Annotated in this window: 22 protein-coding genes; 8 read left to right on the top strand and 14 right to left on the bottom strand. The window is 72.7% G+C overall.

Features of this window, described 5'->3' with window-relative positions:
* Positions 1–48 precede the first annotated feature (48 nt).
* From aceE to AC07GB_RS17195, 6 genes are all read right to left on the bottom strand, one after another.
* Positions 49–2,745: a pyruvate dehydrogenase (acetyl-transferring), homodimeric type gene (gene aceE / locus AC07GB_RS17220; RefSeq protein ID WP_478846138.1), complete on the bottom strand. Its 2,697-nt coding sequence runs from the start codon at positions 2,743–2,745 to the stop codon at positions 49–51.
* A 277-nt stretch (positions 2,746–3,022) separates the two neighbouring features.
* Positions 3,023–3,667, bottom strand: coding sequence for a GntR family transcriptional regulator (locus AC07GB_RS17215; protein ID WP_478846136.1), 645 nt, complete (start codon positions 3,665–3,667; stop codon positions 3,023–3,025).
* Between the two features lie 125 nt (positions 3,668–3,792).
* Positions 3,793–5,598, bottom strand: coding sequence for a 2-oxoglutarate dehydrogenase, E2 component, dihydrolipoamide succinyltransferase (gene sucB, locus AC07GB_RS17210; RefSeq protein WP_478846134.1), 1,806 nt, complete (start codon positions 5,596–5,598; stop codon positions 3,793–3,795).
* Positions 5,599–5,658: 60 nt separating this feature from the next.
* Complete coding sequence (lpdA, locus tag AC07GB_RS17205) at positions 5,659–7,047, bottom strand: dihydrolipoyl dehydrogenase (RefSeq protein ID WP_478846132.1); 1,389 nt, start codon at positions 7,045–7,047, stop codon at positions 5,659–5,661.
* A gap of 316 nt (positions 7,048–7,363) precedes the next feature.
* Positions 7,364–8,902 carry a leucyl aminopeptidase gene (locus AC07GB_RS17200; protein WP_478846130.1) on the bottom strand — a complete coding sequence of 513 codons (1,539 nt, stop codon included), beginning with the start codon at positions 8,900–8,902 and terminating at the stop codon, positions 7,364–7,366.
* 102 nt (positions 8,903–9,004) lie between these two features.
* Complete coding sequence (locus AC07GB_RS17195; RefSeq protein ID WP_478846128.1) at positions 9,005–9,817, bottom strand: adenosylcobinamide-GDP ribazoletransferase; 813 nt, start codon at positions 9,815–9,817, stop codon at positions 9,005–9,007.
* Positions 9,818–9,976: 159 nt separating this feature from the next.
* Here AC07GB_RS17195 and AC07GB_RS17190 point away from each other — a divergent pair, with 159 nt between their 5' ends.
* Entirely contained in the window at positions 9,977–10,744 is a 768-nt protein-coding gene (locus AC07GB_RS17190; RefSeq protein WP_478846126.1) for a hypothetical protein, read from the top strand.
* Here AC07GB_RS17190 and AC07GB_RS17185 read toward each other — a convergent pair.
* From AC07GB_RS17185 to cobT, 3 genes are all read right to left on the bottom strand, one after another.
* Entirely contained in the window at positions 10,681–11,385 is a 705-nt protein-coding gene (locus AC07GB_RS17185; protein ID WP_478846124.1) for a hypothetical protein, read from the bottom strand. The two genes, AC07GB_RS17190 and AC07GB_RS17185, sit on opposite strands and share 64 nt — an antisense overlap.
* Positions 11,382–13,187, bottom strand: a complete 1,806-nt coding sequence (locus AC07GB_RS17180; protein ID WP_478846122.1) for a phosphatidylglycerol lysyltransferase domain-containing protein — start codon at positions 13,185–13,187, stop codon at positions 11,382–11,384. The genes AC07GB_RS17185 and AC07GB_RS17180 overlap by 4 nt, the downstream gene beginning before the upstream one ends.
* Before the next feature lie 147 nt (positions 13,188–13,334).
* Positions 13,335–14,381 carry a nicotinate-nucleotide--dimethylbenzimidazole phosphoribosyltransferase gene (gene cobT, locus AC07GB_RS17175; protein WP_478846120.1) on the bottom strand — a complete coding sequence of 349 codons (1,047 nt, stop codon included), beginning with the start codon at positions 14,379–14,381 and terminating at the stop codon, positions 13,335–13,337.
* Between the two features lie 121 nt (positions 14,382–14,502).
* Here cobT and AC07GB_RS17170 point away from each other — a divergent pair, with 121 nt between their 5' ends.
* A complete protein-coding gene (locus AC07GB_RS17170; protein WP_478846119.1) occupies positions 14,503–15,294 on the top strand; it encodes a class I SAM-dependent methyltransferase in 792 nt (263 codons plus the stop codon).
* A gap of 6 nt (positions 15,295–15,300) precedes the next feature.
* Here AC07GB_RS17170 and AC07GB_RS17165 read toward each other — a convergent pair whose 3' ends face one another.
* Positions 15,301–16,512, bottom strand: a complete 1,212-nt coding sequence (locus AC07GB_RS17165) for a bifunctional adenosylcobinamide kinase/adenosylcobinamide-phosphate guanylyltransferase (protein WP_478846118.1) — start codon at positions 16,510–16,512, stop codon at positions 15,301–15,303.
* An 89-nt stretch (positions 16,513–16,601) separates the two neighbouring features.
* On the opposite strand from AC07GB_RS17165, the gene AC07GB_RS17160 reads away from it, so the two are divergent.
* Positions 16,602–16,823, top strand: coding sequence for a hypothetical protein (locus AC07GB_RS17160; RefSeq protein WP_478846116.1), 222 nt, complete (start codon positions 16,602–16,604; stop codon positions 16,821–16,823).
* Positions 16,824–16,903: 80 nt separating this feature from the next.
* On the opposite strand, the gene AC07GB_RS17155 is transcribed toward AC07GB_RS17160, so the two are convergent.
* The 3 genes from AC07GB_RS17155 to AC07GB_RS17145 all read right to left on the bottom strand — a co-directional run bounded on the left by AC07GB_RS17155 (position 16,904) and on the right by AC07GB_RS17145 (position 19,399).
* Complete coding sequence (locus AC07GB_RS17155) at positions 16,904–17,956, bottom strand: S1C family serine protease (protein WP_478846114.1); 1,053 nt, start codon at positions 17,954–17,956, stop codon at positions 16,904–16,906.
* Between the two features lie 64 nt (positions 17,957–18,020).
* On the bottom strand, positions 18,021–18,728 hold the full coding sequence (locus AC07GB_RS17150; protein WP_478846484.1) for a class I SAM-dependent methyltransferase: 708 nt from the start codon (positions 18,726–18,728) through the stop codon (positions 18,021–18,023).
* 53 nt (positions 18,729–18,781) lie between these two features.
* Complete coding sequence (locus tag AC07GB_RS17145; protein ID WP_478846112.1) at positions 18,782–19,399, bottom strand: DUF3043 domain-containing protein; 618 nt, start codon at positions 19,397–19,399, stop codon at positions 18,782–18,784.
* Between the two features lie 387 nt (positions 19,400–19,786).
* On the opposite strand from AC07GB_RS17145, the gene AC07GB_RS17140 reads away from it, so the two are divergent.
* The 4 genes from AC07GB_RS17140 (at position 19,787) to AC07GB_RS17125 (ending at position 22,906) form a co-directional block, all read left to right on the top strand.
* A complete protein-coding gene (locus AC07GB_RS17140) occupies positions 19,787–20,578 on the top strand; it encodes a PspA/IM30 family protein (RefSeq protein WP_478846482.1) in 792 nt (263 codons plus the stop codon).
* A 27-nt stretch (positions 20,579–20,605) separates the two neighbouring features.
* On the top strand, positions 20,606–20,884 hold the full coding sequence (gene pspAA, locus AC07GB_RS17135) for a PspA-associated protein PspAA (protein WP_478846110.1): 279 nt from the start codon (positions 20,606–20,608) through the stop codon (positions 20,882–20,884).
* 91 nt (positions 20,885–20,975) lie between these two features.
* Entirely contained in the window at positions 20,976–22,229 is a 1,254-nt protein-coding gene (locus AC07GB_RS17130; RefSeq protein WP_478846108.1) for a sensor histidine kinase, read from the top strand.
* Positions 22,226–22,906, top strand: a complete 681-nt coding sequence (locus AC07GB_RS17125; protein ID WP_478846106.1) for a response regulator — start codon at positions 22,226–22,228, stop codon at positions 22,904–22,906. The genes AC07GB_RS17130 and AC07GB_RS17125 overlap by 4 nt, the downstream gene beginning before the upstream one ends.
* Before the next feature lie 38 nt (positions 22,907–22,944).
* Here AC07GB_RS17125 and nadA read toward each other — a convergent pair whose 3' ends face one another.
* The gene (gene nadA / locus AC07GB_RS17120) at positions 22,945–24,159 is read right to left on the bottom strand and encodes a quinolinate synthase NadA (protein WP_478846104.1); all 1,215 of its coding nucleotides are present in this window, start codon (positions 24,157–24,159) and stop codon (positions 22,945–22,947) included.
* Between the two features lie 201 nt (positions 24,160–24,360).
* Between nadA and erpA the strand changes: the two genes are divergently transcribed.
* A complete protein-coding gene (gene erpA, locus AC07GB_RS17115; RefSeq protein ID WP_144003018.1) occupies positions 24,361–24,717 on the top strand; it encodes an iron-sulfur cluster insertion protein ErpA in 357 nt (118 codons plus the stop codon).
* Positions 24,718–24,844: the final 127 nt, after the last annotated feature.

Below are 24,844 nucleotides of genomic sequence, written 5' to 3'. Positions count from 1 at the left end.
CGCCCACCCCGGGCAGAACCCCCGCACCCCTCGAACCGAGCCGGAGGCCTACAGGCCGTACTTGGCCCGTGCCTCCTTCACCGAGGCCGCGGGCACCGCGCCACGCCGTGCCAGCTGCGCGAGCGCCGCGACGACGATCGACTCCGCGTCGACGCCGAAGTGGCGGCGGGCCGCGTCACGCGTGTCGGACAGGCCGAAGCCGTCCGCGCCGAGCGAGGAGTAGTCCTGCTCGACCCACTGGGCGATCTGGTCGGGCACCTGGCGCATGTAGTCGGACACCGCGAGCACGGGGCCCTCCGCGCCGGCGAGCGCCTGGCGCACGTACGGCACGCGCTCCTCGCCGCGCAGCAGCGCCTCGTCCGCCTCCAGGGCGTCCCGGCGCAGCTCCGTCCAGGAGGTCGCGGACCACACGTCGGCGGCCACGCCCCACTCCTCGGCGAGCATCCGCTGGGCCTTCAGGGTCCAGTGGATGGCCGTGCCCGAGCCGATGAGCTGGATCCGCGCGGCGTTGGCCGCGGGGGACAGGCCCGCGGTCTCGGCCGTGTTGAAGCGGTACAGGCCCTTGATGATGCCCTCGTCCACGCCCGCGGGCTTCGCGGGCTGCGGCATCGGCTCGTTGTAGACCGTCAGGTAGTAGAAGACGTCCTGATCCTCGCCCGGCCTGGCCTCGCCGTACATGCGGCGCAGGCCCTCCTTGACGATGGCACCGATCTCGTACGCGAACGCCGGGTCGTAGGTCAGCGCCGCCGGGTTGGTGGAGGCGATGAGCGGCGAGTGGCCGTCCGCGTGCTGAAGGCCCTCACCCGTCAGCGTCGTACGACCGGCGGTCGCGCCGACGAGGAAGCCGCGGCCGAGCTGGTCGCCGAGCTGCCACATCTGGTCGGCGGTGCGCTGCCAGCCGAACATCGAGTAGAAGATGTAGAACGGGATCATCGCCTCGCCGTGCGTCGCGTACGACGACGAAGCGGCGATGAAGTCCGCCATCGAGCCGGCCTCGGTGATGCCCTCGTTGAGGATCTGGCCGTTCTTGGCTTCCTTGTAGTACATCAGCTGGTCGCGGTCGACCGGCTCGTACGTCTGGCCCTTGGGCGAGTAGATGCCGAGCGACGGGAACAGCGACTCCATGCCGAAGGTGCGCGCCTCGTCCGGGACGATCGGCACCCAGCGCTTGCCGGACTCCTTGTCGCGGACCAGGTCCTTGACGAGGCGGACGAACGCCATGGTGGTCGCGACCGACTGTGAGCCGGAGCCCTTGTCGAAGGCCGCGAAGGCCTTGTCGGCGGGCGCGGGCAGCGGGGCAAGCGCGTGCGTGCGGCGGGCCGGGGCCGGGCCGCCGAGGGCCGCGCGGCGCTCCTGGAGGTAGCGGACCTCGGGCGAGTCGGCGCCGGGGTGGCCATAGGGCACCTGGCCGTCGACGAACTGGCTGTCGGAGATGGGCAGCTCAAGAAGGTCACGCATGTTCTTGAACTCGTCCGTCGACAGCTTCTTCATCTGGTGGTTCGCGTTCTTGGACGCGAAGCCCTCACCGAGGGTGAAGCCCTTGACGGTCTGCGCCAGGATGACGGTCGGCGCGCCCTTGTGCGCGAGCGCGGCCTTGTACGCGGCGTACACCTTGCGCGGCTCGTGGCCCCCGCGCGACAGGTGGAAGCACTCCAGGATCTTGTCGTCGCTCAGCAGCTTGGCCAGCTCGACGAGCGCCGGGTCCTTGCCGAAGAAGTCCTCGCGGATGTACGCGGCGTCACGCGTCTGGTACGTCTGCACCTGCGCGTCCGGGACCTCGCGCAGGCGGCGCACCAGGGCACCGGTGGTGTCGAGCGCGAACAGCTCGTCCCAGGCGTTGCCCCACAGCGACTTCACGACGTTCCAGCCGGCGCCGCGGAACTGGGCCTCCAGCTCCTGCACGATCTTGAAGTTGGCGCGGACGGGGCCGTCGAGGCGCTGGAGGTTGCAGTTGATGACGAAGGTGAGGTTGTCCAGCTCCTCACGGGCGGCGAGCGCGAGGGCCGCCGTCGACTCCGGCTCGTCCATCTCGCCGTCGCCGAGGAACGCCCACACGTGCGAGGACGAGACGTCCTTGATGCCGCGGTTCGTCAGGTAGCGGTTGAAGCGGGCCTGGTAGATCGCCGACAGCGGGCCGAGGCCCATGGAGACGGTCGGGAACTCCCACAGCCAGGGCAGGCGGCGCGGGTGCGGGTACGACGGCAGGCCGTTGCCGCCCGACTCCTGGCGGAAGTTGTCGAGCTGCTGCTCGCCGAGGCGGCCGTCCAGGAAGGCGCGGGCGTAGATGCCGGGCGAGGCGTGGCCCTGGATGTACAGCTGGTCGCCGGAACCGTCGCCCTCCTTGCCGTGGAAGAAGTGGTTGAAGCCGGTCTCGTACAGCCAGGCTGCCGAGGCGAAGGTGGCGATGTGGCCGCCGACGCCGTACTTCGAGCCGCGGCTGACCATCGCGGCCGCGTTCCACCGGTTCCACGCGGTGATGCGGGCCTCCATCGCCTCGTCGCCGTCGACGACGGGCTCGGCGGAGGTCGGGATGCTGTTGACGTAGTCCGTCTCAAGAAGCTTGGGCAGCGCCAGGCCCGCGCCCTCGGCGCGCTCCAGTGTGCGGCGCATCAGGTACGCGGCACGGTGCGGCCCGGCTGCCTTGGTCACGGCGTCCAGGGAGGCCTGCCATTCGGCGGTCTCCTCGGGGTCGCGGTCCGGGAGCTGGTCGAGCTCGCTCGGCTGGATGCGGGAGGGGTCGGTCATTACGCCGCCTTCCTGAGTCGGAGGGGTTCCCGTGCCTGGTCAGGCGGGGGCCCTTAACGGAAAGGGTCGGGGGTGCCCTAGGTCTTTGGCAGGACAGGGCGTGAGGCTCAGGTGAGAGCCCGTCGATGACTGTAAGCCCACGATCGATGATCGATCAAAGCGTTGAGCGGAAAACTTCCCTCTCGGGGCAAAAGTAGGCACAGGGTGCCACGGTGAGGGACACCGGGTGCCTTCGATTCGCAGGATTCATGCAGGTGAGGCCACGTTTGAGCGCGCCTCACTCGGGATGAGCGTCGCCGTCCGGCCGGGGCGCGCAGCCGAGGACGTGGGCCTTCACCAGCTCCGCGATCCGCGGGTCCCGGCGCTGGAAGGCTTGGACGAGGGCCTCGTGCTCCTCCGCGTACGACTGCTGGACGGTGCCGAGCCAGCGGATGGAGAGGGCCGTGAAGACCTCGATGCCGAGGCCTTCCCAGGTGTGCAGGAGCACCGAGTTGCCCGCGGCCCGCACCATCTCGCGGTGGAAGGCGACCGTGTGCCGCACCTGCGCGGTGCCGTCCTTGGCACGGTCCGCCTCGTACAGGGCGGCGACGTGCGGTTCGAGGGCCGAGCAGTCCTCCGCGAGCCCCTCGGCGGCGAGTTCGGCCGCGATGGCCTCAAGGCCGGCCCGGACGGGGTAGCTCTCCTCCAGGTCGGCCGCGGAGAGGTTGCGCACGCGCACGCCCTTGTTGGGCGCGGACTCGATCAGGCGCAGGGACTCAAGCTCCCGCAGGGCCTCGCGCACCGGTGTCTGGCTGACCTCCAGCTCGACGGCGATGCGCCGCTCCACGATCCGCTCGCCCGGCTTCCAGCGACCGCTGACGATGCCTTCCACAATGTGCTCGCGAATCTGTTCGCGCAGCGAGTGAATGACGGGCGCGGTCATAGGGAGGCTCCACGGGCAGAGGCGGCGGGCGACCTCTAGACAATACGGCCGCGCCCCCGTCCGGAAACCTCCGGGCGGGGGCGCGGCCGCCGATGAGACGAGTCTTACAGTCCGTCTCCAGAGCCTTACAGGCCCAGCTCGACCTCGAACTCGCCGGCCTCAAGGATGGCCTTGACCGTGGTCAGGTAGCGGGCGGCGTCCGCGCCGTCCACCAGACGGTGGTCGTAGGACAGTGTCACGTAGGTCATGTCGCGCACGGCGATGGTCTCGCCGAGGTCCGGGTGGTTGATGACCACCGGGCGCTTGACCGTGGCACCGATGCCCAGGATGCCCACCTGGTTCGGCGGCACGATGATCGTGTCGAACAGCGCGCCGCGCGAGCCGGTGTTGGAGATGGTGAAGGTCGCGCCCGACATCTCGTCCGGGCTGATCTTGCTGGTGCGGACCTTGTTGGCCAGGTCGGCGGTCGCCTTGGCGATGCCGGCCAGGTTGAGGTCACCGGCACCCTTGATGACCGGGGTCATCAGGCCCTTCTCGGAGTCCACGGCGATGCCGATGTTCTCCGAGTCGAAGTAGGTGATGGTGCCCTCGTCCTCGTTGATCCGGGCGTTGACGACCGGGTGGGCCTTCAGCGCCTGCGCGGCGGCCTTCACGAAGAACGGCATCGGGGACAGCTTGACGCCCTCGCGGGCGGCGAAGGCGTCCTTGGCCTTGGCGCGCAGCTTCATCAGCTTGGTGATGTCGACCTCGACCACGCTGGAGAGCTGGGCCTGGCCGTGCAGCGCCTTCATCATGTTGTCGCCGATGACCTTGCGCATGCGGGTCATCTTGACCGTCTGGCCGCGCAGCGGGGACGCCTCGATGACCGGAGCCTTCGAGGGGGCAGCGGCGGCGGCCGGGGCGGCGGGGGCGGCGGCCGGAGCCGGGGCGCTCTTCGCGGCCTCGGCGGCGGCGAGCACGTCCTGCTTGCGGATGCGGCCACCGACACCGGAGCCCTTGACCGAGCCCAGGTCCACGCTGTTCTCGGCGGCGAGCTTGCGCACCAGCGGGGTGACGTACGCGCCGTCGTCGGCCGGGGTGGCCGGAGCCGGGGCGGCCGGGGCGGCGGGCTTGGCCGGAGCGGCCGGAGCGGCCGGAGCCGGGGCGGCCTGAGCGGGCTGGGCGGGCTGCGCCGGAGCGGCCGGGGCCGCGGGCTGAGCCGGGGCCGGGGCCGGGGCCGGGGCCGGGGCGGCGGCAGCGGGCTGCGCCGGAGCGGCGGGCTCCGCCTTGGCCGGGGCCGGGGCCTCGGCGGGGGCGGCCGGGGCGGCCGCGGGGGCGGCACCGGCGGCGCCGATGACGGCGAGCTTGGCGCCGACCTCGGCGGTCTCGTCCTCACCGACGGTGATCTCGAGCAGCACGCCGGAGACCGGCGCGGGGATCTCGGTGTCGACCTTGTCGGTGGAGACCTCCAGGAGGGGCTCGTCGGCCGAGACCTCCTCGCCGACCTCCTTCAGCCAGCGGGTGACGGTGCCCTCGGTGACGGACTCGCCGAGCGCGGGCAGCGTGACGTCGGTGCCCTCGGCGGCGCCGCCGACCGGGGCGGCGGGCGCCTCAGCCGGAGCCGGGGCGGCCGGGGCCTCCTCGGCGGCAGGCGCCGGGGTCGGCTCGGCGGCCGGGGCCTCCTCGGCGGCCGGGGCCTCGGCGGGCGCGCCGGAGCCGTCGTCGATGACGGCCAGCTCGGCGCCGACCTCGACGGTCTCGTCCTCGGCGACCTTGATGGAGGCCAGGATGCCCGCGGCGGGCGAGGGGATCTCGGTGTCGACCTTGTCGGTCGATACCTCGAGCAGCGGCTCGTCGGCCTCGACGCGCTCGCCTTCGGCCTTCAGCCAACGGGTGACAGTGCCCTCGGTGACGCTCTCGCCGAGCGCCGGAAGGGTTACGGAAACCGACATGGTTTCTGTTGCTCCTTACGAAATTGCGGAAGTCTGGTCGTCGCGTCCGTGGACTGAAGGTCAGTCGTGGGAGTGCAGGGGCTTGCCGGCGAGGGCGAGGTGGGCCTCGCCGAGCGCCTCGTTCTGCGTCGGGTGGGCGTGGATGAGCTGCGCCACCTCGGCGGGCAGGGCCTCCCAGTTGTAGACCAGCTGGGCCTCGCCCACCTGCTCACCCATGCGGTCGCCGACCATGTGGACGCCGACCACGGCACCGTCCTTGACCTGGACGAGCTTGATCTCGCCCGCGGTCTTCAGGATCTTGCTCTTGCCGTTGCCCGCGAGGTTGTACTTGAGGGCGACGACCTTGTCCGCGCCGTAGATCTCCTTGGCCTTCGCCTCGGTGATGCCGACCGACGCGACCTCGGGGTGGCAGTACGTCACCCGCGGCACGCCGTCGTAGTCGATCGGCACGGTCTTCAGACCGGCCAGGCGCTCCGCCACCAGGATGCCCTCGGCGAAGCCGACGTGCGCGAGCTGGAGGGTGGGGACGAGGTCACCGACGGCGGAGATCGTCGGGACGTTCGTGCGCATGTATTCGTCGACCAGGACGTAGCCGCGGTCCATGGCGACGCCCTGCTCCTCGTACCCGAGGCCCTGGGAGACCGGGCCGCGGCCGATGGCGACGAGCAGCACCTCGGCCTCGAAGGTCTTGCCGTCGGCGAGGGTGACCCGCACGCCGTTCTCGGTGTACTCGGCCTTCTCGAAGAAGGTGCCCAGGTTGAACTTGATCCCGCGCTTGCGGAAGGCGCGCTCAAGCAGCTTGGAGCTGTTCTCGTCCTCGGCGGGCACGAGGTGCTTGAGGCCCTCGACGACCGTGACGTCCGTGCCGAAGGACTTCCACGCCGAGGCGAACTCGACGCCGATGACGCCGCCGCCCAGGATGATCGCGGACTGCGGCACGCGGTCCAGGGTCAGCGCGTGGTCCGAGGAGATGACGCGGTTGCCGTCGATCTCCAGGCCCGGCAGGGACTTCGGCACGGAGCCGGTCGCGAGCAGCACGTGGCGGCCCTGGACGCGCCGGCCGTCGACGTCCACGGAGGTCGGGGACGACAGGCGGCCCTCGCCCTCGATGTACGTGACCTTGCGGGAGGCGACCAGGCCCTGGAGGCCCTTGTAGAGGCCCGCGATGACGTCGTCCTTGTACTTGTGGACGGCGTTGATGTCGATGCCTTCGAAGGTGGCCTTGACACCGAACTGGCCGGCCTCGCGCGCCGAGTCGGCGACCTCGCCGGCGTGCAGCAGGGCCTTCGTCGGGATGCAGCCGTTGTGCAGGCAGGTGCCGCCGAGCTTGTTCTTCTCGATCAGTGCGACGTCCAGACCCAGCTGCGACGCGCGCAGGGCCGCGGCGTAACCGCCGCTACCACCGCCGAGGATCACTAGGTCGAAAACGGTGCTGGCGTCGTTCGCCACGTCACGTCCTCCATGCATGTGCGCCGTGCGCCGGACCCCTATTGCCGGGGACGACCGGTCGGTCGGCTGGTATACGGCCGCTCTTCTTCGGCCCTTTGGTGGGGGCCCTGTCCTGCCGAGAACCCATCTTCGCACTTGTCGGCGGCAGGCGGGACGCCGGGCCGGGCTGATCGCCCGTAGCGAGAGGTCAGAGCCACGTACAAACGTACGGATTTCATCGACAGCGAAATCGGCGTGCGGGACGAGCGCGCGGATGCGCCCGGACGGGTACGGCCCCGTGGGCGAGGGCGCCCCGGGGCCGTACGTCGGTGGCTGCTCAGCCGAGGTCGCCCGCGGCGGTGCGCTCCGCGAGACGCACCAGGGTGCGGACGGCGGAGCCGGTGCCGCCCTTGGGGGTGTAGCCGTAGGGGGCGCCCTCGTGGAAGGCCGGGCCCGCGATGTCCAGGTGGGCCCAGGTGATGCCCTCGCCCACGAACTCCTTCAGGAACAGGCCCGCGACCAGGCCGCCGCCCATGCGCTCGCCCATGTTGGCGATGTCGGCGGTGGGGGAGTCCATGCCCTTGCGCAGGTGCTCGGGCATCGGCATCGGCCAGGACGGCTCGCCGACCTCCCCGGCGATCTCGTGGATCGACGTGCGGAAGGCGTCGTCGTTGGCCATGATGCCGAAGGTGCGGTCGCCCAGGGCCAGGACCATGGCGCCGGTCAGCGTCGCCACGTCGACGATCGCGTCGGGCTCGTCCTCGGAGGCCTTGGTGAGCGCGTCGGCGAGGACCAGGCGGCCCTCGGCGTCGGTGTTCAGGACCTCCACCGTCTTGCCGCTGTACATGCGCAGGACGTCGCCCGGTCGGGTGGCCGAGCCGGACGGCATGTTCTCGGCGAGGGCCAGCCAGCCGGTGACGTTGACCTCGAGGCCGAGGCGTGCGGCGGCGACCACGGCCGCGAACACGGCGGCGGCGCCGCTCATGTCGCACTTCATGGTCTCGTTGTGACCCGCGGGCTTGAGCGAGATGCCGCCCGAGTCGTACGTGATGCCCTTGCCGACGAAGGCCAGGTGCTTCTTCGCCTTGGACGAGGTGTACGACAGCTTGACCAGGCGGGGCGGGGCCGCCGAGCCCGCGCCGACGCCGAGGATGCCGCCGTAGCCGCCCTTGGCGAGCGCCTTCTCGTCGAGCACCTGCACCTTGATGCCGTGCTCCTTGCCCGCGGCCTGGGCGACCGCGGCGAAGGCCTCCGGGTAGAGGTCGTTCGGCGGGGTGTTGATCAGGTCGCGGGCGCGGTTCAGCTCCTCGGCGACGGCGACGGCGCGCTCGACCGCGGCCTTGTAGGCCTTGTCGCGCGGCTTGCCGCCGAGCAGGGCGGCCTCGGCGAGGGGGCCCTTGGCGTCCTTGGCGGCCTTCTTGGCCTTGGCGCTGTCGGCGTTGCCCTTGTAGGCGTCGAAGGCGTACGCCCCGAGGAGCGCGCCCTCCGCGATCGCGCCCGCGTCGTCGGCGTTCTCCAGGGGCAGCGCGAACGCCGCCTTCTTCGAACCGGCGAGGGCGCGCGCGGCGACGCCGGCGGCACGGCGCAGCACCTCCGCGTCGTACGCCTGGCCCTTCTCCGGGACCGCGCCGAGGCCGACTGCCAGGATCACCGGCGCCTTGAAGCCGGAGGGCGCGGGCAGCTTGGTCGCCTCACCTTCGCCGCCGGAGGCGCCGAGGGTCTCCAGGACGGACGCGAGCTTGCCGTCGTACGCCTTGTCCACGGCCTCGGCGCCAGGGGCCACGACCGGGCCCTTGGCGCCCTTCGCGACACCGACGACGATCGCGTCGGCACGCAGGCCGGACGCGGCGGCGGTGCTGAGAGTCAGAGCAGTCACGGTGCTGAAGTCCCTCTTTCATAGGAGGTTTCATTGAGTTCTCGCGGGCTTTGGGGTGGTAAGCCCGTCGCGAGCCTACGCCCGCAAGCAATGCGGTGTGCCTCACTGTGCGTGCTGGCCGAGGGCGAGCACAAGCAGGGCGGCCGTGGCGGCGGCCTCGGCGAGTCCTCCGAAGACATCGCCGGTGACGCCGCCGAACCGCCGTACGCAGTGCCGCAGGAGGGCCTCGGCGGCGGCGCAGGCGAGCAGGACGGCGGCCGCGTTCCGCACGGCGGAGACGACGTCGGCGGGGGCGCCGGAGCCCGTCACCGCTCCCGCGGCGGCGGCCGCGGCGGTGACGGCCACGAGCACGGCAAGGGCCGCGCGCGCGGGCACCGTGCCCGCGACGGCCGCGCCGAGCCCCTCGGGCCTGGCCGGCGGCACCTCGGCGCGGGCGGCGAGGGTGAGCGCGAGCCGGGCGGCCGTGGCGGCCACCGCGGCCCCGCAGAAGCCGTGCGCCCAGCCCTCGTCGTACAGCTCGGCGAGGGCGGCGACCTGCGCGAACAGGACAAGGACCAGCGTGATCACGCCGAACGGGCCGATGTCGGACTGCTTCATGATCCGCAGCGCGTCGGCGGCGGGCTTGCCGCTGCCGAGGCCGTCGGCGGTGTCGGCGAGGCCGTCGAGGTGCAGCCCCCGGGTGCCCGCGGCGGGCACGGCGACGGCGGCCACCGCGGCGAGCGGCGGGCTCGCGCCGAGGGCGAGCAGGGCCGCCCCGAGACCCCCCGCGAGCAGGCCGAGCACGAGCCCCGCGACCGGGGCGCACAGCATGCCCGCGCGGGCGGCCCCGCGGTCCCACCGGCGCACGCGCACGGGCAGCGCGGTGAGCGTCCCGAAGGCGAAGCGGAGGCCGTCGGAGGGGGTGGGTCTGGGCATTGGGCGAGGTTACCCGGCAGGTCGGGGCGGTCCGCCGCCGCCCTGCTCGGCGGCCCGCCGCCGCACGGCCCGGCCGGGCGCCCCCGGCCTGCCCGCGGCGGCGCCCGGCCGGGGGTGCCCCGGCCTGCGCGCGGCGGCGGCGAACCGCAAGATGGGCCCATGGACGGCTGGTGGTACCGGAACGTCGTGGAGCCGGGGAAGCTGCCCCTGCTGCTCGCGCTCGTCTCCTTCGTGGGCTGCTTCCTCGTCACGCGCACCATCACCCGCCTCATCCGCGCCGGGAAGGGCCCGTTCCGGAACATCACCACCGGGGACGTGCACGTCCACCACGTCGTCCCGGGCATCTTCCTGATGCTGGTGGGCGGCTTCTGGGCGGTGGCCGCCGGACGGCACGACTTCGGCTCGATGTGCGCGGCCGTGATCTTCGGCGTCGGCGCTGGCCTGGTCCTCGACGAGTTCGCGCTGATCCTGCACCTGGACGACGTGTACTGGAGCGAGCAGGGCCGCAAGAGCGTGGAGGTGGTGATCCTCACCGCGGCCCTGGTGGTTCTGATCCTCACCGGCTTCACGCCGTTCGGCGTGAACGAACTCTCCGTGACCGAGCGGCACAACCGCTTCGCCTTCGCCCTGAACATCGCCGTGAACTGCGGCTTCGCGCTCATCGCGATGCTCAAGGGCAAGCTGCGCACGGCCCTGATCGGCATGGTGGTGCCGTTCGTTGCGCTCGTCGGCGCGATCCGCCTCGCCCGGCCGGGCTCGGCCTGGGCGCGGCGGTTCTACCGCGACCGGCCGCGCGCCCGGGCGAGGGCGGGCCTGCGCGCCTTCCGCCACGACCGCCGCTGGACGGCCAAGCGCCGCAGGCTTCAGGACGTCATCGGGGGCAGGCCGGACCCGGAGCCGCGCCCCGCTGCGCCGCGCCGCAGGTGACGTACCGCCGTGGTCACCGCGCACACGGCGAGGACGCCCGCGATGGCCGCGAGGTGCTCCTTGCCCGCGAGGTTGTTCTTGACCAGGACCTCGACCACCATCAGGGCGACGACCAGGACCCCGGTCGCGTACGCCCGGTGGCGCCAGCACACGTACACCGCGAGGCCGACGACCGCCGCCGACGGGCCGGTGTCGACGACCTGCGCGTCGGATGCGGGAAGGCCGATCCAGCTGTCGGGCCCGAGGGCGATGCCCACGCGCGCGTAGAGGGTGCCCGCGAGCGTGGCCGCGTACCCGACGAGCAGCGCGCGCCACCAGCCGAGGCAGATCTCGGCGATGCCGAACACCACCAGGATCTGCGCGAGCGCGCCCCACACCGGCAGGTCGAGAGCGGGGACGAAGAGCGACAGCGGGGTGCGGACCAGCGCGAGCCACAGCGGCTCCTCGGCCCGCACGGAGCCGATGTTCTGCACGAACTGGTAGCCCCAGGGCTGGTTCTGCACGTACTGGAAGGCCGCGGTCAGGCAGACGGCGCCGAGCGTCATCGGGATCGCGCGCCAGCGCTTGGCGACGAGCCCGCCGCGCACGGTGGAGTACAGGTCGCCCCACTCGGCACGGGCCAGCCGGGACAGGGTGCTCATCTTCGGGACTCCAAATGTGTGCGGTGCAGCCGCCCCCGAGTTCTCGGCTTCGCTCGACCAGGGGGGACCCCCCTGGTCAGGCCCGGCGCTTCCAGAAAGCCCTCGGCGCGGGCGGACGCGACACCGATGCGCGGCAGGTCCGCGCTCTTCTCGAAGAGGAGGAAACGCGGCTCCCAGATGGGCCGGTACTTGGCGTTGGCGCGGTACAGCGACTCGATCTGCCACCACCGGGAGAAGAAGCTGAGCAGCGAGCGCCACAGCCGCAGCACCGGGCCCGCGCCGAGCCGCGAACCACGCTCGAAGACCGATCTGAACATCGCGAAGTTCAGCGACACCTGCGTGATCTGGATCTCGGCCGCGCGCTGGAGCAGCTCGATGACCATGTACTCCATCAGGCCGTTGTCGGAGTCCCGGTCGCGGCGCATCAGGTCCAGGGAGAGCCCGTGCGGCCCCCAGGGGACGAAGGAGAGCACCGCCCGCAGCTCGCCCTCGCCGTCGGTGCACTCCAGCATCACGCACTGGCCGTCGGCGGGGTCGCCGAGGCGGCCGAGCGCCATGGAGAAGCCGCGCTCGGTGGCGCCGTCGCGCCAGTCGTCGGCGCGTTCGAGGAGGCGGGCCATCTCGTCCTCGGGGATGTCCGCGTGGCGTCGCACGCGCACCTGGTACCCGGCGCGCTTGACGCGGTTGTAGGCCTGGCGGACCGTGCGCATGGCGCGGCCCTCCAGGGTGAAGTCGGCGATCTCCACGATGGCCTCGTCGCCCAGTTCCAGCGCGTCCAGGCCGTGCCGGGCGTAGATCGTGCCCGCTTCCTCGCTCGCGCCCATCACCGCCGGGGTCCAGCCGTGCTCGCGGGCTTCGGCGAGCCACGGCTCGATGGCGCCGGGCCAGGCCTCGGGGTCGCCGATGGGGTCGCCGGAGGCGAGCGAGACGCCGCCGACCACGCGGTAGGTGACCGCGGCCTTGCCGGTCGGCGACCAGACGACGCTCTTCTCCCGGCGCAGCGCGAAATAGCCGAGGGAGTCGCGCTCGCCGTGCTTGGCGAGCAGGGTCCGCAGACGGGCCTCGTCGTCCTCGCTGAGCGGGTCGACGGCCCGGCGGGAGCGGAAGGCGGCGTACAGGACGGCGATGAGCAGCAGCGTGCTCAGGACGTTGATGGTGACGTTGACCCAGCCGGGGGTCGAGATGCCCGCGAACCGGGAGTCGTCGGCGGCGAGCGAGACCAGGCGCATCGTGCCGTAGCGCCAGCGGTCGAGGAACGTCGAGCGGTAGTCGTCGTGGGCGTGGTTGGTGACGGTCACCAGGAGCGCGGCCAGCAGCGAGGTCGCGAGCAGCCCGCCGACGGCGACGGTCGCCGCCAGCTTGGGGTTGGACCGGTCGCCCTTGGCGTAGAACTCGCGGCGGCCGACGAGCAGCGCGGCGACGAAGCCCGCGGTGAGCACGAGCGAGACCCAGTTCTGCGCGTACTGCCGGATCTCGGGGAAGAACATCGCCACCGCGAAGAGCAGCAGGAACAGACCGCTCAGTACGGTGTTGAGGATCCAGGAGGCCCGTTTGCGGCGGCGCATCGTGACGGCGAGGAACGCGGTGAACACGCCGGAGGCGAACCCCGCGGTGAGCATGTACGGGGTGAAGTAGTTCTCCGTGTTGTGCCGTCTGAGGTCCTGCCCCAGGGAGACCCAGACGGCACTGAGGAAGTTGACGAACGCGACGGCCCGCAGATACCAGACGGCGGCCGCCGCGGCTCTCCGGGAGGCCGGGGTGGACGTCGTGCGTTGCTCTTCCTTCGGCCGTTCATCTCCCATGAAAAGGGATCTTATGGGGCGGTGTGATGTGATATGCCGTCACGGGCCGCGCCCGGGGGCCCACGCGCCCGGGACGGGCCGAGTCCGAGGCGGGCCGAGTCCGGGACGGCCCGCGCCCGAGGGGGCCCGCGCCCGAGGGGGCCCCGGCTATTCGGAGACGGGAAGCTCCGCCGCGAGCGCCGCGGCCGACCGCACCAGCGGCACCGCGAGCAGCGCCCCCACTCCCTCGCCCACCTTCACCCCGTGGCTGAGCAGCGGTTCGAGCGCCATCCGGTCGAGCGCCTTGGCCTGCGCGGGCTCCCCGCTGTCGTGCCCGGCCAGCCACCAGTCCGGCGCCCGGAAGGCGACCCGCTGGGCCACCAGGGCCGCCGCGGCGGACACCACGCCGTCCAGGACCACGGGCGTGCGCCGCACCGCGGACTGGAGCAGGAACCCGGTCATGGCCGCGACGTCGGCCCCGCCCACCGCCGCGAGCAGCTGCAACTGGTCGCCGAGCACCGGCCGCGCGCGCCGCAGGGAGTCCCGGACCGCCGCGCACTTGCGCATCCAGGCCAGGTCGTCGATCGGCTGCCCGCCGCGCCCGGTCACCACGGACGCGTCGGTGCCGCACAGGGCCGCGATCAGGGTCGCCGCCGGCGTCGTGCCGCCGACGCTGACGTCGCCGAGCACCACCAGGTCGGTGCCGGAGTCGGCCTCCTCGTCGGCGAGCGCGATGCCCGCGCGCACCGCGCGCTCGGCCTCGTCCGCGGTGAGCGCGTCCTCGATGTCGATGCGGCCGGAGCCGCGCCGCACCCGGTGCCCCGCGACCTCGGCGGGCAGCTCGCCCGGGTCGCAGTCCAGGGCCAGGTCGACCACGCGCACGGGCACGTCGAGGCGCCGCGCGAGCACGGCCGCGGGCGCCTGTCCGGACAGGACGGACCGCACGAGGTCCGCGGCACCGCCCACGGGCCGCGCCGAGACGCCCAGCTCGGCGACGCCGTGGTCACCCGCGAAGAGCAGCGCCCGCGGCCGCTCGATCGGCTTGACCGGCACGGCCCCCTGGGCCGCCGACAGCCACTCGGCCAGCTCGTCCAGGCGGCCGAGGGAGCCGGGCGGCACGCTCTGCCGCTCCCTGCGCTCCTCGGCGTCGCGGCGCACCCCGCCGTCGGGCCGCTCGATCAGGTCGGTGAAGTCGTCGAGAATCAGCGAGCTCATTCGGCGAACAGTACCGGCGGGGGGTGACACGCGCGCGAACGGCCCCGCGCCGGTCCGCCACCGGTGAGACAGGCCCCGCGACGTCGTTGCCCCGCCTCCACTGATCCCTTACGTTCCGTTTGTGTCGAATCGCCCTGTCTCGTACGTCCGTCAGCAGGCCACCGACGACCCCGTCGAGCGCGTCCTCCGCGCCCGGCACTCCACCCGGCGCCACCGCGCCACCGCCCACGCCCTCGCGCGCCACCTCGAACCCGAGAGCTGGCTCGACGTCGGCACCGGACACGGCCGCCTCCCGGCCGCCGCCAAGGACGTCCTGCCGTACACCGCGTACGACGGCACGGACCCGGGCGAGGCCGTCGAGAAGGCCCGCGAGGCCGGGCACATCGAGGAGGCCCACCGGGGGCTCCTGCCCGACCTCGCCCCCCGCATCGCCGAGCGGTACGACGCGGTGAGCATGGTCCACCACCTGGAGCGCGTCCCCGACCCGGACGCGGAGCTTGCCGCCGCCCGCACCGTCCTGCGCCCCGGCGGACACCTGGTGATCGAGGCGGCCGACCCCGAGTGCCGCTCCGCCCGGCTGCTCGGCCCGTGGTGGCCGGCCCACGCGCGCACCCCCCAGGGGCGCCTGCTGCCCATCGGCAGGCTCCGGCGCACCCTGGACGAGCTGGGCTTCACGCTCGTCGACGTCGAGCGCCGCAGCCCGCACCTGCCGCTCGACCTGACCGGCGCGGCCGTCCTCGTCGTCGGCCGCGGGCTGCCGAGGGCCGCCGTACCGCGCCGGATCTGCCGCTGGGCGGCAATCCCCCTGATCGTGCTCGCCTACGCCCTGGACCAGTTGCTCGCGCCCCTGCTCACCCGCACCGGCTTCGGCAACACCTACCGCGTCATCGCCCGCCGCGACAGCGACGCCTGAGCCGTCTCAGCCGCGCAGCGGCAGCGCCTGCCCCGCCACCACCAGCAGCACGTGCTCGCACTCGGCGGCGAACGCGGCGTTCAGACGGCCCAGTTCGTCGCGGTAGCGGCGCCCCGACGCGGTCGCGGGGACGATGCCGGAGCCGACCTCGTTCGACACCGCGACGACCGGGCGGCGCGTGGCCCGCACCGCGTCCGCGAGTTCCGCGACGCGCCTCCGCAGCGCCCGCTCGCCGCCGCCCGCCCACTCGGCGTCGTCCCACGCGTTCACCTCGTCCATCGCCTGCGTCAGCCACAGCGACAGGCAGTCGATGAGCAGCGGCGGCCCCGGCTCGGCGAGCAGCGGCACAAGGTCGCAGGTCTCCGTGGTGCGCCAGGAGCCGGGCCGCCGCTCGCGGTGCGTCCGCACCCGCTCCGCCCACTCCTGATCCCCGCCGCGCAGCCCGCCCGTGGCCACGTACAGCACATCGGGAAAGGCTTCGAGGCGCCGCTCGGCCTCGACCGACTTGCCCGAGCGGGCACCGCCGAGAACCAGGGTGCGGCGCGGCACGTCCGGCACGTCCTCGTACGCGCCGACCTCCAGGGTCGTGCCGTCCGGCACCGCCCGCGCCCCGGCCGCCGCGAGCCTGCGGGCCAGCTCGGGGCCCGGCGGCACCTCGTGGCCGACGTGCACGGCGACGACGTCCGTGGTCGGGCCCGCGGCACCGGCCGCCCGCAGCCGGGCGAGCCCGTCCGGGCGGCCCACGACGTCGGCCACGACCATGTCGTACACGGCCTGCCCGCCGCCGTTCTCGCCGCCCACCCCGGCGGGCGCGCAGCCCGGCGGCAGATACAGCAGCCGCTCACCGTCGGGCCCCGTCACCTCGTAGCCGGTGCCGGGCGCGTCCATCGCGACGGCCCGCACCCGGTGCCCGGTGAGCAGCGCCAGCTCCCGGCCGTCCGGCACCCGGCCCGGCTGCGGAAGCCCGGCCGGCACCTCCACGGCCGGCCCGTCGTGCGGATGCGAGAGCAGCACCTGGCGCACCCCGCCGAGCGAGTGCCCGGCGCGGGCGGCGGCGAAGGCGGCGCCCGGGGTCAGGTCGAGCAGCAGCACCCCGTCCACGAGCAGGGCCGTCGCGGCGCGCGCCTGGTCGCCGAGCGCGGTCGCGCACGCGGCGCAGGGACAGCCGGGGCGGGGCAGCCCCTCGGGGGCTCCGGTGCCGAGCAGAGTCAGTTCCACAGGAAGATCCTCCCGCGTCGCCCCGCGCGCCGCGCGCCCGGCTAGGCTTCAAGCGGCTTCGGGACACCACTGGACCTCGGGAGGCTGACATGGCGGCATGGACGTGGCGGTTCGAGAAGGCGGACGGGACGGAGGTCCAGCCCGCCGTGCAGCCGGAGGAGTTCACCACTCAGGGAGACGCGGAGACCTGGATCGGTGAGCACTGGAAGGAGCTGGCCGAGGGCGGCGCGGACCAGGTGACGCTCTTCGAGGACACGTCGGAGATCTACGGCCCGATGAGCCTGCACGCGCAGGACGCCGCGCAGGGCTGACGCGCGCGGACCTCAGGAACGCGGGAGGGAGGCGGGGCCGAAAGGGCCCCGCCTCCCTCCTCCGCTTTCCCGAGGTCCGCTCACATCTCCCCGAGCGTGACCTCGGCGGTCCGCTCCGCGCCGTCCCGTACGTACGTCACCCGCTTCTTGTCACCCGGCTCGTCCCCGGCGAGCGCCTCCGAGAGCGAGGTGACCGTGGTGATCTCGGCGCCCCCGAGCCCGGTGATGATGTCGCCGGGCCTGATGCCCGCCTTGTCGGCGCCGCCGCCGCTCTTCACCTCGGCCACCGCGACGCCCGCGGGCCGGTAGTCGTCCCCGAGGACCGTGCGCCCGCTGATGCCGAGCGCGGCCCGGCCCGAGTCGGTGACCTTGCCGGTCCTCACGATCTGGTCGGCCACCGTACGCACCATCGAGGCGGGGATCGCGAAGCCGATGCCGGGCGCCGCGCCGCCGCCCATGTCCGGGTCGGCGGCGGCGAGCGTCGGGATGCCGATGACGTCGCCGTCGAGGTTCACCAGGGCGCCGCCGCTGTTGCCCGGATTGATCGCGGCGGAGGTCTGCACCATGTTCCCGATGGTGGCGCCGGTGCCGCCGCCCGCCCGGCCCTCGCTGACCGTGCGCCCGGTCGCCGAGACGATGCCCTGCGTGACGCTGGAGGACAGGCCGAGCGGTGAGCCCATCGCCAGCACGATCTGGCCGACCTCCACCTTCCCGGAGTCGCCGAAGTCCGCGGCCTTCAGGCCGCGCGGCACCTCGTCGAGCTTGATGACGGCGAGGTCCTGCTCCGGATAGGCCGACACCAGCGTGGCCGCGAGGGGCTGTTCACCGGTGGCCGTGGTGACCTTGAACGTCCTCTCCCGGCCCACCACATGGGCGTTGGTGACGATGTGCCCCTTGTCGTCGTAGACCACGCCGGAACCCAGACCGCGGGAGGCGTCGATCTGCACGACGGAGGGGAGCGCGTCCTTGATGACCTTCAGATAGTCGTCCTGGAGGTCACCGGCCGCGGCGGGAGCGGCGGCCTGCGTGGTCGCCCCCTTCTCCCGGGAGGCCCCGCCGTCCCCGGCACACCCGCCCAGCAGGGCGACCGGGACGAGCGCCCCCACCACTACGAACCCGCGCGAAACTCTCATACTCCCCGAGTCTCGGCCCCGCCTCCGTGGCCGTCCTGCGGTACGGGGCCGAACAGGGGGCAGGTCAGTCGCGGGCGCCGCAGACGTGGAGGAGGGCCGCCACCGCGCGATAGGGGTCGGTGCGCCCGGCCCGCTCCTCGGCGGCGAGGAGAGCGTCGAGGGCCGCCCCGTCGGCGGGCACGGCTTCGGAGAAGACCCGCACCCCGTACCAGGCCCGCAGCGGCGCGGCGATCCCCGCGAGCGCCCCGGAGACCCAGTCGAGCCGGTGCGCCCGGGCCCGCTTCCCGGAGGGGTCCTCGTAGGTGTCGGCACCGAAGGCGGCGAGGGCCCCGCCCCAGTCGCCCCGCAGCGCCGGCGCCATGGCCAGCGCGTCCGCGTTCCGTACGACGAGGGAGAGCAGGCCGCCGGGGGCGAGGACCCGGCCGAGCCCGGCGAGCAGCGCGTCGGGCTCCGCCGCGTCCTCGCCCCCGGCGGCCATGAGCCGGCCGTGGCACAGGACCACGTCGAAGCTCCCGGGCAGGAAGTGCACCCCGGTGTCGCGCCCGTCGCCCTCGACGATCCGCATCCGCGAGCGGATGCCCTCCGGCTCGGCGGCGGCCGCGGACCGCGCGGCGGCGAGCCCGTCGGCATCCCGCTCGACGCCGGTCACCTCGTGTCCGGCACGGGCAAGGCGGAGCGCCTGCGCCCCGTGCCCCATGCCGACGTCGAGCACCCGCAGCCGCCGTCCCACCGGGAACCGTGCCACGATCTGCTCGTCCAGCTGCCGCGCCACCAGTTCCTGGCACACGGCCGTACGCTCTCCAGGGCCTGCGCCCTGGGCCTGGCTCAGGGTCGCTCCCCGCGCTTGACCTGCGGCTTCGGCAGGCGCAGCCGGCGCATCTGGAGCGAACGCATCAGGGCGTACGCGACGGCGCCCTTCTTGTGCTCGTCGGGGAAGCGCTCCCGGAGGCGCTTCTTCAGCCGGAAGCCCGTGACGATCGAGTCGAGCACGATCAGGACGATCACGACGAGCCACAGCAGCAGCGCGATGTTCTGCAACTGCGCGACGCGGACCAGGCTCAGGACGAGGATGAGCACGGCCATCGGCAGGAAGAACTCCGCCACGCAGAACCGCGAGTCCACGAAGTCGCGGGCGTACTTGCGCACAGGACCCTTGTCCCTGGGCGGCAGATACCGCTCGTCGCCGCTGGCCAGCGCCTGGCGCTGCTTCTCCATGTTCGCGCGGCGCTCTTCGCGCGACCGCTTGGCGGCCTCCTTGCGCGTCGTCGGCGTGTTCATCACGCTGCGGCGCTGCGACTGGGCCACGGCACGCTTGGGGGTGGGGCGGCCCTTGGGGGCCTCGGGGTCACGGGGCGAGGACTGGGAAGACGCGCTCTCGGCTACCGGCGCCTTGGCGGCCGGGGCCTTCTCGTCCTTGGATCGGCTACGGAACACAAAAGCCAAGGGTACGGGGTAAGCGGGAGGCGTGGGGCCGGAGGACCCCTTTGCCGGGGCTTTGCCCGGGCTTTCCCGGGGGCGCACCGGCGGGAGACCGGGGGAGACCGGCGGGGGAGCAGCGGGAGACCGGTGAGCGCATGGACCCGCGCCCGCCGGGGAACGATCCCGCGACACCGGGCGTCTTGCTGATGTGGCGGAGCGACGGAGTGGTTCGACCCGGGCCGTCCCCGGGGGCGCACCTACTCCTTGCGCCGGAGGGACGGGCGGGGCAGTCGTCCTTGGGGATGAGCGCATCCGTCCGCGAACAGTGCGGTAATGGATACAGACCCCGTACCGTGGGTTCTGTTGCAGCAGCTGGAGCTGGAGTCCGTCAGAAGGGGGCGCGCGAAGCCCATGAGCGGTGTCATGAAGCGTATGGGGATGATCTTCCGCGCGAAGGCGAACAAGGCCCTTGACCGGGCCGAGGACCCGCGCGAAACCCTCGATTACTCGTACCAGAAGCAGCTGGAGCTGCTGCAGAAGGTGCGCCGCGGCGTCGCCGACGTGGCGACCTCCCGCAAGCGCCTCGAACTACAGCTCAACCAGCTCCAGAAGCAGTCCTCCACCCTGGAGGACCAGGGCCGCAAGGCGCTCGCGCTCGGCCGCGAGGACCTGGCCCGCGAGGCGCTCTCGCGCCGCGCCGCGCTCCAGCAGCAGGTCAGCGACCTGGAGACGCAGCACCAGACCTTGCAGGGCGAGGAGGAGAAGCTCACCCTCGCGGCCCAGCGCCTCCAGGCCAAGGTCGACGCGTTCCGCACGCGCAAGGAGACCATCAAGGCCACGTACACCGCGGCCGAGGCCCAGACCCGCATCGGCGAGGCCTTCTCCGGCATCTCCGAGGAGATGGGCGACGTCGGCATGGCGATCCAGCGCGCCGAGGACAAGACGGCCCAGCTCCAGGCCCGCGCCGGCGCGATCGACGAGCTGCTCGCGTCGGGCGCCCTCGACGACCCCTCCGGCCTCGCCAAGGACGACATCCAGTCCGAGCTGGACCGGCTCTCCGGTGGTACAGATGTAGAGCTGGAGCTGCAGCGCATGAAGGCCGAGCTGGCCGGCGGCTCCAGCGCGTCGAATCCGGCCATCGAGGGCGGCCAGGGCCAGTCCCAGGCGCAGTCGAAGGACGTCACGCGCTTCGACAAGCAGTAGCCACCGCTCACGTCCGAGGAGGGCGTCATGATCGTGAGGATCATGGGGGAGGGGCAGGTGAAGCTGGCCGACAGCCACTTCGCCGAACTGAACAAACTGGACGACGAACTGCTCGAAGAGATGGAGGGCGGCGACGAGGCGGGCTTCCGCCGCACGCTGCACGCCCTCCTGGACAAGGTCCGCGAGCTGGGGGACCCCCTCCCCGACGACGCCCTGGAACCCTCGGAACTCATCCTCCCCGCCCCGGACGCGACCCTGACGGAAGTCAAGGACATGCTCTCGGACGACGGCCTGATCCCTGGTTGACGAAGCCGGGGCCCGGGGGTGACGTCAACCCCCGCCCCCCTGAACCCGCTTTCCGTTCCCCCCGCCGGACGGCGCCCCGTACCGTTTAGCCGTGACCAACTTTGAACGGTGCCGCGGCTGGGCCAGGACGCACCCGTTGGCCGTGGACGCGGTCCTCGCGGCCGCCGCCCTCGTCTTCATGGTCATCGGCTCCTTCGCCGAGCCTTACGGGGAGCAGGGCTCCACCTGGAACGTGCACGCCCCGGGCGCCCTGAGCATCACGCTCATGGCCGCGGGCGCGGTCACGCTCGTCTTCCGGCGCCGCACCCCGTGGACGGTGCTCGCCGTCACCTCCGCGTTCTCCATCGTGGAGCTGGTGTCGACCGGGCCCCGCGCGCCGGTCGTGATGTGCGCCGTCATCGCCTTGTACACCGTGGCCGCCCGCACCAACCGCCCCACCACCTGGCGCATCGGCCTGATCACCATGGCCGGCCTCACGGGCGTCGCCATGGTCGCGGGGCCCCTGCCCTGGTACGGGCAGGAAAACCTCGGCATCTTCGCCTGGACCGGCATGGCCGCCGCCGCGGGTGACGCGGTGCGCAGCCGCCGCGCCTTCGTCGACGCCATAAGGGAGCGCGCCGAGCGGGCCGAGCGCACCCGTGAGGAGGAGGCGCGGCGCCGGGTCGCCGAGGAGCGCCTGCGCATCGCCCGCGACCTGCACGACGTCGTGGCCCACCACATCGCCCTGGTCAACGTCCAGGCCGGGGTCGCGGCCCACGTCATGGACAAGCGGCCCGACCAGGCCAAGGAGGCCCTCGCCCACGTCCGGGAGGCCAGCAGGTCCGCGCTCGGCGAGCTGCGCGCGACCGTCGGCCTGCTGCGCCAGAACGGCGACCCGGAGGCGCCCACGGAGCCCGCGCCGGGCCTGGCCCGGCTCGACGACCTCGTGGACACGTTCCGGCACGCGGGCCTGCCCGTGGAGGTGGCCCGCGGCGACAGCGGCCAGGCGCCTCCCGCCGCCGTGGACCTGGCGGCGTACCGCATCATCCAGGAAGCGCTGACGAACGTGCAGAAGCACGCGGGCGAGCAGGCCAAGGCGGAGGTCAGCGTGGTGCGGGTCGGGCCGAACCTGGAGATCACGGTGCTCGACGACGGCGCGGGGGACAACGCGCGGCCCGCCGACGACCCCGACCGCGGTGGCGGCCACGGCCTCATCGGCATGCGGGAGCGCGTCAGCGCGCTCGGCGGGCGGTGCAGCGTCGGGCCCCGCTACGGAGGTGGTTTCCGGGTACATGCGATCCTGCCGGTCACGACCGTGAAACAGGGCGGCCGGGAGCACAGCCCGGCCAGGGGAGGGACCGCGTGACGATCCGGGTGCTGCTCGCGGACGACCAGGCGTTGCTGCGCAGCGCGTTCAAGGTCCTCGTCGACTCCGAGCCGGACATGGAGGTCGTGGGCGAGGCGTCCGACGGCGCCCAGGCCGTGCGCCTCGCGAAGGCCGAGGCGGCGGACGTGGTCCTGATGGACATCCGCATGCCGGGCACGGACGGCCTCGCCGCGACCCGGATGATCAGCGAGGACCCGGCGCTTTCCCACGTACGTGTGGTCATGCTGACGACCTTCGAGGTCGACGAGTACGTGGTGCAGTCCTTGCGCGCGGGGGCGTCCGGGTTCCTCGGCAAGGGCGCGGAGCCCGATGAGCTGCTCGGCGCCATCCGGATCGCGGCCGCGGGCGAGGCGCTCCTGTCGCCCACGGCGACGAAGGGGCTCATCGCCAAGTTCCTCGCGCAGAGCGACGGTTCGGACAGTGACGCGCCCGGCCGCGGCGAGCGCCTCGACGCGCTGACCGGGCGCGAGCGCGAGGTCCTCGTCCAGGTCGCGGGGGGCCTCTCGAACGACGAGATCGCCGAGCGCCTGGAGGTCAGCCCGCTGACCGTCAAGACCCATGTGAACCGGGCCATGGCGAAGCTGGGCGCCCGCGACCGGGCCCAACTCGTCGTGATCGCCTACGAGTCGGGCCTCGTGCGGCCGCGGGGCGACTGACCGCCGGTCGGCCGCCCCGTGACCGACCGGCACACCGCCTACGGCAGCGCCAGCATCCGCTCAAGCGCCAGCTTCGCGAACTGCTCGGTCTCGCGGTCGACCTCGATGCGGTTGACGAGCTTGCCGTCGGCCAGGGACTCCAGGGCCCAGACCAGGTGCGGCAGGTCGATGCGGTTCATGGTGGAGCAGAAGCACACCGTCTTGTCGAGGAAGACGATCTCCTTGCCCTCGGGCGCGAAGCGGTCGGCCAGGCGGCGCACCAGGTTCAGCTCGGTGCCGATGGCCCACTTGGAGCCCGCGGGGGCGGCTTCCAGGGTCCTGATGATGTGCTCGGTGGAGCCGACGTGGTCCGCCGCCGCCACGACCTCGTGCTTGCACTCGGGGTGGACCAGGACGTTCACGCCGGGTATGCGGGCCCGGACGTCCTCGACCGACTCCAGCGAGAAGCGGCCGTGCACGGAGCAGTGGCCGCGCCACAGGATCATCTTCGCGGCGCGCAGCTGCTCGGCGGTCAGGCCGCCGTTCGGCTTGTGCGGGTTGTAGACGACGCAGTCGTCCAGGGACATCCCCATGTCCCGCACGGCGGTGTTCCGGCCGAGGTGCTGGTCGGGCAGGAAGAGGACCTGCTCCCCCTGCTCGAAGGCCCACTCCAGGGCCCGCCGGGCGTTCGACGACGTACAGATCGTGCCGCCGTGCTTGCCGGTGAACGCCTTGATGTCGGCGGAGGAGTTCATGTACGAGACGGGCACGACCCGCTCGGCGATCCCGGCCTCGGTCAGCACGTCCCAGCACTCCGCGACCTGCTCGGCCGTGGCCATGTCGGCCATCGAGCAGCCCGCGGCCAGGTCCGGGAGCACGACCTTCTGGTCGTCGGTGGTCAGGATGTCCGCGGACTCGGCCATGAAGTGCACGCCGCAGAAGACGATGTACTCGGCGTCCGGCCGGGCGGCGGCGTCCTTGGCCAGCTTGAACGAGTCGCCGGTGACGTCCGCGAACTGGATGACCTCGTCGCGCTGGTAGTGGTGGCCGAGCACGAAGACCTTGTCGCCGAGCTTCTCCTTGGCGGCGCGGGCGCGCTCCACCAGGCCGGGGTCCGACGGCGAGGGCAGGTCGCCCGGGCACTCCACGCCGCGCTCGCTCCTCGGGTCGGCCTCGCGGCCGAGCAGCAGAAGAGCGAGCGGGGTCGGCTCTACGCCGAGGTCACCGGGGGCTACGGGGGCCGCGGGGGATTGGGCGGTGGTCACGTCACGCACCCTTTCTGTTCTGCAGACGATGCCTTTTCGTCTAATTGACGTTATCTATCATAACCGCTTCACGTCAGTTTGACGATGGCCATAGTGTCGATGTGACGCATCCCCTGTGGGCCCCCGTGTGCGAGCATGGGAATGAATTCGCGGCCACACCGGTTGGAACCGGTCGGCAAGCAGTCTCCGTACTACCCGGGAGCGATGTAGATGTCCGTATCGGACGAGACCACCACCGTCACCGACGGCATCATCCTGACCGACGCCGCCGCGGCCAAGGTCAAGGCCCTGCTCGACCAGGAAGGCCGTGAGGACCTGGCGCTGCGCGTCGCCGTTCAGCCCGGTGGCTGCTCGGGCCTGCGTTACCAGCTCTTCTTCGACGAGCGCTCGCTCGACGGGGACGTCGTCAAGGAGTTCGGCAGCGTGAAGGTCGTCACCGACCGCATGAGCGCCCCGTACCTGGGCGGTGCCTCCATCGACTTCGTCGACACCATCGAGAAGCAGGGCTTCACGATCGACAACCCGAACGCCACGGGTTCGTGCGCCTGCGGCGACTCCTTCAGCTAGACCGTTCGTCACGAAGGCGGGGGGGTCCCCCCCCGAGGGGGGGGGTCCCCCCCCCTTTCTTCCCCCTTCGCCGCGGTGGCCAAGCCCACCCCGGAGTCCGCACCTTTTTCCCCCTTTTCTCCGCGAA

This window comes from Streptomyces sp. NPDC045778, from assembly GCF_056431945.1.
The sequence above is the reverse complement of the archived record's forward strand: the minus strand, read 5'-3'. Positions and strand labels throughout refer to the sequence as shown.